We start from the raw sequence: 11,676 nt of genomic DNA, 5'->3' as shown, positions 1-11,676 counted from the left end.
GCCGGGTCCCGTAAGACGTGCCGGGTACCGTATGCGCGAGCAGCACTTCGCCGGCCCCCACAGCAGGTGCCGGGAACCACGGAAGAGGGCTGGAGTAGCTATGGAAGAGCCGCGTCGCCTCGGCGGCCGGTATGAGCTGGGCTCAGTGCTCGGCCGCGGTGGCATGGCGGAGGTCTACCTCGCGCACGACACCCGCCTCGGCCGTACTGTCGCTGTGAAGACGCTGCGGGCGGACCTCGCCCGTGACCCGTCCTTCCAGGCCCGGTTCCGCCGAGAGGCCCAGTCGGCCGCCTCGCTCAACCATCCCGCGATCGTCGCGGTCTACGACACCGGCGAGGACTACGTCGACGGTGTCTCGATCCCCTACATCGTGATGGAGTACGTCGACGGTTCCACGCTGCGTGAGCTCCTCCACTCGGGCAGAAAGCTGCTCCCCGAGCGCTCACTGGAGATGACCACCGGCATCCTCCAGGCTCTCGAGTACTCGCACCGCAACAACATCGTCCACCGCGACATCAAACCGGCCAACGTCATGCTCACGCGGAGCGGCCAGGTCAAGGTGATGGACTTCGGCATCGCCCGGGCCATGGGCGATGCCGGTATGACCATGACGCAGACGGCCGCCGTCATCGGTACCGCCCAGTACCTCTCCCCCGAGCAGGCCAAGGGCGAGACCGTCGACGCGCGCAGCGACCTGTACTCCACCGGGTGTCTGCTCTATGAACTGCTGACCGTAAGACCGCCGTTCGTGGGCGACTCCCCGGTGGCCGTCGCCTATCAGCACGTGCGGGAGGACCCGCAGCCGCCGAGCACATACGACCCCGAGATCACCCCGGAGATGGACGCCATCGTCCTGCGGGCGCTGGTCAAGGACCCCGACTACCGCTATCAGTCGGCCGACGAGATGCGCGCCGACATCGAGGCGGCCCTGGAGGGCCAGCCGGTGGCCGCCACCGCGGCGCTGGGCGCGGTCGGCTACGGCTCCGACGACCAGCCCACCGCGATGCTGCGGCCGCAGAACTCCGGCGCCGGGGCGCAGACCTCGATGCTTCCGCCGATGCGCGAGGACGACGGCGGCTTCGGCTACGACGAGCGGCCGGACCGCGGCCGGGGGCGCGGGGGCGCCGGCAAGAAGAGCAACCTCTCGACGATCCTGCTGATCGTCGCCGGGATACTGGTGCTGGTCGGCGCGATCTTCATCGGTAAGTCGCTGTTCGGCGGCGGTAAGAACGACGACATGGTCCCGGTCCCCAACCTCGTCGGCAAGACGCTCGACGACGCCAAGAGCCAAGGGGAGAACGGCGACTTCAAGGTCAAGACCGTCGGCTCCAAGTTCTGCGAGAACGCGGACAAGAACACCGTCTGCGAGCAGACCCCCAAGAGCGGCGACGAGGTCAAGCGGTACGGCACGGTCGAGCTGACCATGTCCAAGGGCCCCAAGCCCGCCGCGCGGGTCGAGGTGCCCGACGTCCTCAACGTTCAGTTCGAATCCGCCAAGCAGCAGCTCGAGGCCAAGGGCTTCGAGGTCAACCAGAAGACCGAGCAGTCGGACCAGACCGCCGGCAAGGTGATCGACCAGGACCCCAAGGGCGGCAAGAAGGTCCCCAAGGGCGCCACGATCACCCTGACGGTCGCCGAGGCGCAGCAGAAGGTCGTCGTCCCGGACGTGACCACCCAGAAGGTCGAGGACGCCACGAAGTCCCTCGAGGCGAAGGGCCTCAAGGTCCAGGCGCAGGAGGTCGACAACGGCGACGTCGAGCCCGGCACGGTGACCGACCAGACGCCCAAGGGCGGCCAGGAGGTCCTGCCCGGTTCGACGGTCACGCTGACCGTGGCCAAGAAGCCCGCGGAGCAGGAGAACGTGCCCGTGCCCAACCTGGGCGGCCAGAAGCTCAAGGACGCCAAGAAGGCGCTCCAGGACCTGGGCCTCAACGTGGGCAACATCGCCGGTCCGCAGGACGACAACGCCACCGTGGTGGCCAGCCAGCCCGGTGCGGGCACCCAGGTGCCCAAGGGCCAGTCCGTGAACCTCATCACGGTCGCCGGGCAGGGTGGCAACGGCGGCGGTGACAACGGCGGCGGAGGGATCTTCGGCGGCCAGAACGGCTTCTAGGCACGGCACGGCGACACGAAGTAGCCCCCGGCACTCCGAGAAGGGTGCCGGGGGCTACTTCGTGCTCGGGCTCTCCGGGGGCTCGGGTGCTCGGGCTTTACGGATGCTCAGGCCCTCAGGGGTCGTCGCGGGCGGGTCAGCGCAGTTCCTCGGGGGGCGTGCGGTCCGCGTCGACCTTCTCGGTGCGCTCCAGTTCGCCCCACACGATGTAGCGGTGGCGGGAGGTGTAGACGGGGGTGCAGGTCGAGAGCGTGATGTAACGGCCCGGCCGCTTCCTGCCCGACTCCTTCGGGACCGCGTCCAGCACATCCACGTTGTACTTCGAGGTCTCCGGCAGCGTCGCGTAGACCTTGTAGACGTACCAGGTGTCGCGGGTCTCGAAGACCACCGGATCGCCTTCGCGCACCTTGTCGATGTTGTGGAACTGCGCGCCGTGCCCGTCCCGGTGCGCGGCCAGGCTGAAGTTGCCCTTCTTGTCCCACGGCATCGCGGACTTGACCGGCTTGGTGTAGTAGCCGGCCACACCGTCGTTGAGGGTCTCGGTGCTGGTGCCCTTCTTGACCAGCACCTCGCCGTTGTGCATGGACGGCACGTGCAGGAAGCCGATGCCGTCCTTGGTGTCCAGTTTGCCCGGCCCCTGCTGGGCCCAGTGCTTGCGCACCTGGTCGCCCTGCTTCTTCGCCTCACGGTCGGCCAGGACGTTGGTCCACCACAGCGAGTAGACGACGAACAGGGCGAGGATCAGCCCCGCGGTGATCAGCAGCTCGCCGAAGACCGCTATGGCCGCGGCGACCCGGCCACGGCCGGGACGGCGGCTGGGCGTCGCGGGCGGGCCGGGGTGCCGGTCCTGTCGCTCGTCGTGGTCGGTGCGTGCCACCGCGTCGTACCCCTTTTTCTGGTTTCCCGGCTGTACCCGCTCATTCGACCAGCGCGTCCGGCTTTCCCTTACTACGCGGCCGTTCGTCGACCATCTTGCCCCAGACGATCATCCGGTAAGTGCTGGTGAACTCCGGGGTGCAGGTGGTCAGCGTGATGTATCGGCCCGGTCCGGTGAATCCGGAGCCGGGCGGCACCGGCTTGATGACGCCCGTGTTGGACGGCGGCGTCTGCGGCAGGATGCTGCTCATCGCATAGGTGTAGTACCGGCTCTGCGTCTCGATGACGATCTCGTCGCCGGGCTTGAGGCGGTTGATGTAGCGGAACGGCTCGCCATGGGTGTTGCGGTGCCCGGCGAGCGCGAAGTTGCCCTTCTTGTCCCACGGCATCGCGGTCTTCAGGGGGCTCTTGCCGTAGTGGCCGACCATGCCGCGGTCGAGGACCTTGTGCTTGTCGATGCCCTCCGCGATCGGGGCCTTCACATCCAGCTTGGGGATGTAGAGGATCGCGAACCCCTGCCCGGGGGAGAAGGTGCCCGGGTCCCGGTTGTCGCCGCTCTCGTCCCACTTCTTCTGCAAGTTGTTCGCGGCGCCATTGGCCTGCTGATGGGCACGGATGTTCGTCCACCACAGCTGATAGGTGACGAAGAGCAGCATCACCACGCCGAGCGTGATGAACAGCTCGCCGACCACCCGGCTCGCCACCACCCCGGGGCTGTCCTTGCTCGCCCGCGCGGCGCGCTTGGCCTCCATACGGGTGCGGGGCCGGGCACCCCCCGCGCCCTCCGCGAGCCGCCCGTCGTCCGCTTCCGCCGTGCCGCGCCGGGCGCGGGAGCCATGGCGTCCGGCGCGCTTCCCGACCCCCTGGGCGGCCTTACGGCGGGCGGCCCGGCCGCCGGGCGGGGTCGTGGGGTCGGCGTCCCGGTCCGGCTCGACCTTGCGCAGCATCACGGTCTGGTCGGCGGGGTGCGCGTCCACGGCGCGCAGGGCGACCGTCTCGTCGTCGCCCCGGGGCCTCACCGGGGGCAGGACGGCCGTCTCCGCGGCATCGGGGACGCGTGCGGACGGCTCGCCGGAGAAGGAGCCGGAGCCTGGGCCGGGGCCTCGGCCCGAGGACGACCCCTGGGCGTCCCGTCCGGGCGCCTGGGGGGCGTGTGCGGGCCCTGAGGGCCCTGAGGGGGCCGCGCGGGCGCGTCGGCGCCCCGTGGGCGGCCCGGCCGCCTCAGCGGCCTCCTCAGGGCCGGTGGAGGCCGGGCGGGCGCGCCGTCGGCGGCCGGTGGGCGGCGGCACGGAGAGCGACGCGGTGCCCGTGGTGCGCCCCGTGGGCCCGGACGGGACGGAGTCCGGCAGCGAATCGGCCGACGGGCCGGTCAGCGAGTCTCCAGGACCCTCCGCAGCCGCCGCGAACGCCTCCGGGCCCCCATGGGCGGCATGGGAGCCGTGGGCGCCATAGGCGTCATGGGCGGCGTGCCGCTCATGAGCCCCGTACGACGCGTACGGGGCGGGCTCCCGGGCGCCACGGGCGGCGCCCTCGCGCTCGTGGCGCGGTCCGGTCACTCGCCGGCCTTACCGCCGACCGCCCCGACCACCGGGGCGAGCCCCGCGGACCGCCCCACGGCATCCGTGTCCCCGCACTCCAACAGCCAGTTGGCGAGCATTCGGTGGCCCCATTCGGTGAGGACCGACTCGGGGTGGAACTGGACGCCCTCGACGCGCAGTTCACGGTGGCGCAGCCCCATGGCGATACCGGTCTCCGTCCAGGCCGTGATCTCCAGCTCCGGGGGCACGGTGCCCCGTTCCACGGCCAGCGAGTGGTAGCGGGTGGCGGTGAAGGGCGAGGGCAGCCCGCTGAAGACGCCGGCCCCCTCGTGGGTCACCAGCGAGGTCTTGCCGTGCAGCAGCTCCGGGGCCCGTCCGACGACTCCGCCGTACGCGACGGCCATGGACTGCATCCCCAGGCAGACGCCGAACACCGGTACGCCGGTGCTCGCGCAGTGCCGCACCATGTCGACGCAGACCCCGGCCTCCTCAGGGGTGCCGGGCCCGGGGGACAGCAGGACCCCGTCGAAGCCGTCCTGGGCGTGGGCCAGGGAGACCTTGTCGTTGCGCACCACCTCGCACTCGGCGCCGAGCTGGTACAGGTACTGGACGAGGTTGAAGACGAAGCTGTCGTAGTTGTCGACGACCAGGATGCGCGTGCTCATCGCGGACCCGCCATTCCCTGGTCGACGGTCACGTCGTTGAACGGCAACAGGGGCTCCGCCCAGGGGAAGACGTACTGGAAGAGCACGAAGACGATCGCCAGCACCAGCACGAGCGAAATCAGCGCCCGCATCCATGCGTTACCCGGCAGATGCCGCCAGATCCAGCCGTACATGCCATCCCTACTCACCGATGACGAAGTCGATTGCAGCACCGGAGTGCAGCACCAGAGTAAGGGTCGAGGGGTGGGGCCGGAGGGTCAGCTGTACAAAGCCTTGGGCTTGCCTTGGGCTACGGATTGGGTCGCGTCGAGGTGTGCCCAGGCGATCAGACGGTGGCTGTGGCCCCACTCCGGCTCACAGGTCGTCAGCGTGAGATAGCGGCCGGGGCGCCGGAAACCGGAGGCTCGCGGCACCGGATCGATCACCCCGGTGTCGGTCGGCAGGGTGCGGTAGGGCCGCCGGTCGACCCGGTAGGTGAACCAGGTGGTGCCGTCGCTCAGCACCACCGCGTCACCCGGGCGCAGCTGGGGAAAGTCCTTGAAGGGGTCGCCGTAGGTGCGGCGGTGCCCGGCGACGGAGAAGTTGCCGAGGGCACCGAGGCGGGCGGTGCGGGAGTAGTGGCCGAGCCCCTTCTTCAGGGTGCCGGTGGCGGTGCCCTCGAGGACGGGTTTGGCCCAGTCGGCGCCGAAGCGCGGGATGTACATGATCGCGAAGGAGGCGCCGGGCTCATAGCGGCGCGGCTCGGACGAGGGTTCGGCACCGGCGGAGACCGTGCCGGTGGCCCAGCGGTCCTGGAGGTGGTCGATCTCGCCGTCCATGGCGCGGTCGGCCCGTACCGAGGTCCAGTAGAGGACGTAGACCACCAGAAGAACGATCAGAGCTCCGACGGTGACACAGATCTCACTGAGCGTTCTGACGATCAGCCGCGTTCTCATCGGCCCCCACTGTCCGCTCCCGCCGTCCCGGTGACGCCTACCGGTGTCCGCCGGCGCTATCCGATGGGCTGTGCCTGGTGCAGATCCACTGTGCCGGAGTAGCCGGGAAGAGTCACCGTGTCGTGCTTGTCGACTTTCCAGCCGAGGCCGTACGCGTCGACATAGCTGCGGTAGTTCTGGATCGCGGGCGAGGCGGAGAGGGCGGCGCTCAGCTTGCCCCGGTCACCCACGGCGGTGACCTTGTAGGGCGGGGAGTAGACCTGGCCCTGGAGGATCAGGGTGTTGCCGACACAGCGCACCGCACTGGTGGAGATCAGCCGCTGGTCCATGACCTTGATCCCCTTGGCGCCGCCCTGCCACAGCGCGTTGACCACGGCCTGGAGATCCTGCTGGTGGATGACGAGATCGTTGGGCTGGGGGTCCGGGACGCCGGGGATCTTCGGGGTGGCGTTGGGCGGGGCGTCGGTGAGGGTGACGGTGAGCCCGGAGCCGGAGAGGTCCCTGGTGCCGGCGGTCTCCTCCAGGGCGGCCAGCTTGCGGCGCTCGGCCTCGGTGCTGCCGTTGTCCCGCCGGGCGAGGGCGTCGACCTCGGAGCGTATTTTGGCGGTGCTCTCGCCCAGGGTGCCGTTCTTACGGCTGCGCTCCTGGATAAGATCGGAGAGCCGCAGCATCGATTCATCACTGCGGAGATTGGTGCCCTGGGCTGTGTTGAAACTGGTCCAGAAGATCACTCCGGCCAGTGCGAAAACCGCTCCCGTGAGCAGCCGCACAGGCCGGAACCGGGGGTGGCGGGACGCCGGGGTGGGGGAGTCAGCGGAATTGCTCAACGTACCCTTACTCCTTACGACGCCGCGGAAGGACTACGCTAACCGACGTGTGGGGGAGGGACGTGGTCCCCGTCGCTGTCCCGCCCCGGCGCCGTCCGTACACATCCCCGCGCGGTCACGCAGCGCATCGACAGGAGAGTTCCTCGTGCCGAAGTCACGGATCCGCAAGAAGGACGACTTCACGCCGCCGCCCGCGAAGCAGGCAGCCAGCATCAATCTGAGCAGCGGCCGCCGGTGGGTGGCACCGCTGATGCTGGCCATGTTCCTGATCGGCCTCGCGTGGATCGTCATCTTCTACGTGACCACGGGGGACATGCCGGTCGAGTCACTGGGCAACTGGAACATCGTCGTCGGCTTCGGCTTCATCGCCGCGGGCTTCGTCGTCTCCACCCAGTGGAAGTGACCTGGCTGTCCTCAGGGTCGTCCCCAGGTTGTCCACAGAGTTATCCACAGCCGGGGAAAACTCAGAAGATCTGTGGATAACCTCTGCCGTGTTGACGCCGGTGTGACCGGCGACGGGCGTCTGTTCGATCGTTCATACCCCCGCCTTCCTGCGAAAACGCAGGTCAGTCGGGGGGCGTCCGCAGGTTCTCCACAGGTTGCCTAAGATCCACCACTCGCTGTGGACAACTGAGCGGGTCCGGCCCGGTTCAGGTCATCGGAGATCGTCGGGAACCGTCCACGGCACTGTGGGCGGACGTCCGGCATGGCCCGCCGCTCACCGGCCGACCACTCCGCTCAGCCGGTGAGCTGCACCGTCCGGATCCACACCATCGCGACGATCGCGAGCAGCACCAGGGCACAGGTCCCGCGCTGCACCAGCGCCCGCTTGTCACGGGGCGCGTGCACCATCCCGTACGCCACCACCGTGCCCGCGACCAGGCCGCCGACATGGGCCTGCCAGGCGATTCCGGACCAGGTGAAGGTGAAGAGCAGATTCAGCGCAAGCAGTGCGATGACCGGGCGCATGTCGTAGTTCAGCCGGCGCATCAGCACGGCGGTGGCGCCGAGCAGACCGAAGATCGCGCCGGAGGCGCCGAGCGACGGCTGGTTCTGTGCGGCCAGGAGATACGACAGCGCACTGCCGCCAAGCCCCGACAGCGCGTACAGCACGATGAAGCGGGCGCGGCCGAGCGCGGCCTCCAGCGGGCCGCCGATCCACCACAGCGAGAGCATGTTGAAGGCGATGTGCATCAGCTGCTGGTGCAGGAAGACCGAGGTCACCAGGCGCCACCACTGGCCCTCGGCGACACCGACGATCTGCACCGTGCCCGGGTCGTAGGCACGGCCGACCAGGTCGAGATCGTTCACCAGCCGGTCGCCCAGGGACAGCACCGCGAGCCATACCGCGATATTGATCGCGAGCAGGATCTTGGTGACCAGCCGGGGGTCCGACGTCATCGTGCCGCCGGCCAGTGTGCGCGGCCGTGCGGCACTCGGCGGGGGACCGGCGGCCGAGGCCCCGGACGACACCCGTCCGCTCACGCACTCAGGGCACTGGAACCCCACCGAAGCGCTGATCATGCACTCGGGGCAGATCGGGCGCTCACAGCGGGTGCAGGTGATGCCGGTCTCCCGCTGGGGGTGCCGGTAGCAGCAGACCGCCTGGTCCTCCATGGTGTCCCCTCGCCCCTTGTTCCACTTCTGATCGGGCGTTCCCCCGCCCCGCTTGTTCACACGGACACTTGTTCACACGGACAAGCGGGGCATGAAAGTTCCCCGACGCGCTCAGCCCTCGCGGGTCTCCACGACGACCGACTCGATGACGACGTCCTGAAGCGGACGGTCGGTGCGCGGATTGGTCGCGGTGCCCACGATCGCGTCGACGACCTTCTTGCTGGCCTCGTCGGCGACCTCGCCGAAGATGGTGTGCTTACCGGTCAGCCACGCGGTCGGGGCGACCGTGATGAAGAACTGCGAGCCGTTGGTGCCCGGGCCGGCGTTGGCCATCGCCAGCAGGTACGGCTTGTTGAAGGCCAGGTCCGGGTGGAACTCGTCACCGAACTCATAGCCGGGGCCGCCGGTCCCGTTGCCCAGCGGGTCGCCGCCCTGGATCATGAAACCGCTGATCACCCGGTGGAAGACGGTGCCGTCGTAGAGCTTCTCCTTGGCCTTCTTGCCAGTGGCCGGGTGGGTCCACTCGCGACTGCCTTCGGCCAGTTCAACAAAGTTCTTGACCGTCTTGGGGGCGTGGTTCGGCAGCAGCCGGACCACGATGTCGCCATTGTTCGTCTTCAGGGTGGCGTAAAGCTGCTCGGCCACGATCAACCTTCCATCGTTTTCACTTCCGTCTCCTGATCCTCGCACGGACGCAACGCCGACGAGTAGCCGCGGAGGCGCCGCCGGGCGCGCCAACCCGGGCGGTTTCACCGAGAATCCTCCCTATGACCCGGATGCCCGTTCACACATGCTGACCGCGCCGCCAAGGGGCATGATCTCCACAAACAGGCATGATCTTTCTTGGGATGGAAACACGAAACTGGGCAAATAGAGCGCGCGAGGAAAACGCACGACTCTGAACCCCGGAGCTTGACCACGCCACCGAGGAGGAGGATCCCGTGACCCGCATTGACAGCGTGCGAGCCGCGACCGGCACGGCCAAGGGCAGTGTCCTGCACGCCGCGGAGGCGGTGGCACCCTACGCCGGCACGGCCAAGGACACCGCGGCGCGCTACGCGTACGAGGCCCGCGTACGGCTGGCGCCGAAGGTCTCGACCGCGGCGCACCAGGCCCGGTGCACAGCCGGTGCCCAGTACCACGCCCATGTCGCGCCACGGCTCAACCAGGCCCGAGGCACCCTGCCGCCGAAGGTGGACCAGGCCGCCACACGGGCCGCCAAGCGCACCCGTAAGGCGGCGCGGTACGCCGCCCACTACACCGCACCGCGGATGGAGCAGGCGATGGCCGGGATGCGCGCCGTCGCCGGACCCGCGCGCGAGGAGGCGGCCGTCCGCACGGGCGCGGCCATCGCGGCGCTGCGCACCCATGTGACGGCCGCGGAGATCGAGAAGCTGGCCAGGAAGCACCGCCGCCGGGCCCGGGCCGCCCGTGTCGCCAAGCGGGCGGCCTTCATCGGGCTGGTGGGCGCGGCCGTCTACGCCGCCTGGAAGTGGTGGGACAGGCAGGCCAACCCCGACTGGCTGGTCGAGCCCCCGGCGGCGACCGAGGTAGGCGACCGCGAGCGGCTATCGGCGGTGGACGGCAGCGACCAGAACACCCTCGACCCCGAGGTGCGGGCCAAGCAGGCCGAGGCCCAGGCCCGCAGGGACGACGAGCGCTGAACGGCGCCGCCGCACAGGGCGCCCGGCGCGGCCCTCCACGGCGAGCGCCCGGCGCGGCCTTCCACGAGGGCGGGAGATCAAGGGATCTCCCGCCCCTCGCCCCGTCTCACCGCCCCGCGCCGTCTCCACGCCGCGTGCGGTTTCCGCACCAGCCCCCGGCTCAGTCCCAGTCCGCCGGGTCCTCCCCCTGGGAACGGCGCTGCCTCCGCTCCAGGAAGATCTCGGTGAAGACCGAGACCTTGGCCCGTAACGCCCAGGGGTCGAACGGCTTGGCCATGTAGTCCACCGCACCGGCCGCATACCCCCTCGAGGAGTGCTCGGGATCGGCGCCCATCGCGGTGAGGAAGATGATCGGGATGTCGCGGTTGCGAGAACGCCGCTTGATATGGGCCGCCGTCTCATAGCCATCCATCTCGGGCATCTGCACATCCAGCAGGATCACCGCGAAGTCATCGTGGTCGAGCAGTGCCTTGAGTGCCTCCTGTCCGGAGGTCGCGGTCACCAGCTCCTGGTCGAGCGTGGCCAGCACGGCCTCCATGGCCAGCAGATTGTTCTGCTGGTCGTCCACCACGAGGATCTTCGGCCGCGGGCCCGTGCCCCGCTTGGGCGCCGCGGGCCCCTCCGGACCCTCGGGCGCCTCCTTCGGCTGTGGCACCACGACCGGAGGCTGGGACTCCACCATGGCCAGCTGCCGCTCCAGGACCAGGCAGCGCTCCTCCGCCCGCCGCCCCCGCAGCCGCACCTCCTCCAGCTCCTCGGCCAGCCGCCGCACCTCCTGCTGGAGCAGATCCCGCTCCTTGAGCAGCTCGTCCCGGTCCGGGAGGTCCCGCTCCAGCGCGTCCGCCCGGGCACGCTCCGTCGCCCATGCCGCCTCGGCCTGGTTCAGCCGCACCTCGAGATCGGCGATGCGGTGCTTGCGGTCCAGCAGCGCCTCGCCCAGCGCGTCCTGGTGCGCCATGGAAACCCGCGCGTCCCGGTCGGCGTCGGCCAGCTGGATCTGGAGGATCTCCATGGCGTGCCCGGGGGAGCGGCTGGTGCGGACCGCGGCCCGGTGCAGCTCCCGCACCAGCTCGATGGCGGCGGGGGTGGGAGCGACGCCCCGCCGCGCGGCGAGATCGGTGAACAGATCGAAGACGAACTCCCACGGCGGGATGCGGGTGCCGTTCAGAAACCGCGAGACGGTGCTCGGGTCCCGGTGCCTGCGCACCGCGTATCTGCGCACCGAGATCCCCAGCCCCAGGAACAGCTTCCTCAGCTCCACCGCGAACACCCGGCACTCCTCGGGCAGGTTCTCGCCCAGCGGATGCAGTTCACCCATCGTGTCCCCCTGTACGGCGGCCTGCGCCGATCAGACGACTCCCGGGCGATCTGCCCGAGTTGTGGGAAACACCCTGGAGCATCCCGAGGGTGTTGCGCCGGGTATTGACAGGAGTGGCAACAC

12 protein-coding genes are annotated in these 11,676 nt (G+C 69.6%); 3 read left to right on the top strand and 9 right to left on the bottom strand.

Annotated elements, in window-relative coordinates:
• Positions 1–100 precede the first annotated feature (100 nt).
• Positions 101–2,113 (top strand): Stk1 family PASTA domain-containing Ser/Thr kinase, encoded by a 2,013-nt coding sequence (gene pknB, locus AB0E24_RS12875; RefSeq protein ID WP_093700571.1) that lies wholly within the window; start codon positions 101–103, stop codon positions 2,111–2,113.
• 136 nt (positions 2,114–2,249) lie between these two features.
• Here pknB and AB0E24_RS12870 read toward each other — a convergent pair whose 3' ends face one another.
• The 6 genes from AB0E24_RS12870 to AB0E24_RS12845 form a co-directional block, all read right to left on the bottom strand.
• Positions 2,250–2,990 (bottom strand): class E sortase, encoded by a 741-nt coding sequence (locus tag AB0E24_RS12870; RefSeq protein ID WP_079258294.1) that lies wholly within the window; start codon positions 2,988–2,990, stop codon positions 2,250–2,252.
• 40 nt (positions 2,991–3,030) lie between these two features.
• Positions 3,031–4,545 (bottom strand): class E sortase, encoded by a 1,515-nt coding sequence (locus AB0E24_RS12865; protein ID WP_359376603.1) that lies wholly within the window; start codon positions 4,543–4,545, stop codon positions 3,031–3,033.
• On the bottom strand, positions 4,542–5,192 hold the full coding sequence (locus AB0E24_RS12860; protein WP_359376601.1) for an aminodeoxychorismate/anthranilate synthase component II: 651 nt from the start codon (positions 5,190–5,192) through the stop codon (positions 4,542–4,544). The genes AB0E24_RS12865 and AB0E24_RS12860 overlap by 4 nt, the downstream gene beginning before the upstream one ends.
• A complete protein-coding gene (locus AB0E24_RS12855) occupies positions 5,189–5,380 on the bottom strand; it encodes a hypothetical protein (protein ID WP_159398929.1) in 192 nt (63 codons plus the stop codon). Before AB0E24_RS12855 ends, AB0E24_RS12860 begins: the two co-directional genes overlap by 4 nt.
• Positions 5,381–5,449: 69 nt before the next feature.
• The gene (locus AB0E24_RS12850; protein ID WP_069861255.1) at positions 5,450–6,127 is read right to left on the bottom strand and encodes a class E sortase; all 678 of its coding nucleotides are present in this window, start codon (positions 6,125–6,127) and stop codon (positions 5,450–5,452) included.
• Positions 6,128–6,183: 56 nt separating this feature from the next.
• The gene (locus AB0E24_RS12845) at positions 6,184–6,954 is read right to left on the bottom strand and encodes a DUF881 domain-containing protein (protein ID WP_359376597.1); all 771 of its coding nucleotides are present in this window, start codon (positions 6,952–6,954) and stop codon (positions 6,184–6,186) included.
• A gap of 145 nt (positions 6,955–7,099) precedes the next feature.
• On the opposite strand from AB0E24_RS12845, the gene crgA reads away from it, so the two are divergent.
• Positions 7,100–7,357, top strand: coding sequence for a cell division protein CrgA (gene crgA / locus AB0E24_RS12840; RefSeq protein WP_069861250.1), 258 nt, complete (start codon positions 7,100–7,102; stop codon positions 7,355–7,357).
• A 335-nt stretch (positions 7,358–7,692) separates the two neighbouring features.
• Here the strand turns inward: crgA and AB0E24_RS12835 are convergent, their stop codons facing one another.
• Together AB0E24_RS12835 and AB0E24_RS12830 are read right to left on the bottom strand one after the other, a co-directional pair.
• On the bottom strand, positions 7,693–8,571 hold the full coding sequence (locus AB0E24_RS12835; RefSeq protein WP_359376593.1) for a rhomboid family intramembrane serine protease: 879 nt from the start codon (positions 8,569–8,571) through the stop codon (positions 7,693–7,695).
• Between the two features lie 111 nt (positions 8,572–8,682).
• A complete protein-coding gene (locus AB0E24_RS12830; RefSeq protein ID WP_069861444.1) occupies positions 8,683–9,216 on the bottom strand; it encodes a peptidylprolyl isomerase in 534 nt (177 codons plus the stop codon).
• A gap of 296 nt (positions 9,217–9,512) precedes the next feature.
• Here AB0E24_RS12830 and AB0E24_RS12825 point away from each other — a divergent pair, with 296 nt between their 5' ends.
• Positions 9,513–10,235, top strand: coding sequence for a DUF5324 family protein (locus AB0E24_RS12825; protein ID WP_100806753.1), 723 nt, complete (start codon positions 9,513–9,515; stop codon positions 10,233–10,235).
• 160 nt (positions 10,236–10,395) lie between these two features.
• On the opposite strand, the gene AB0E24_RS12820 is transcribed toward AB0E24_RS12825, so the two are convergent.
• Complete coding sequence (locus AB0E24_RS12820; RefSeq protein WP_069861244.1) at positions 10,396–11,553, bottom strand: response regulator; 1,158 nt, start codon at positions 11,551–11,553, stop codon at positions 10,396–10,398.
• Positions 11,554–11,676: the final 123 nt, after the last annotated feature.

Source organism: Streptomyces malaysiensis subsp. malaysiensis, assembly GCF_040653035.1.
GTDB lineage: Bacteria > Actinomycetota > Actinomycetes > Streptomycetales > Streptomycetaceae > Streptomyces > Streptomyces malaysiensis.
This window is presented reverse-complemented; position numbering and strand designations above follow the sequence as displayed.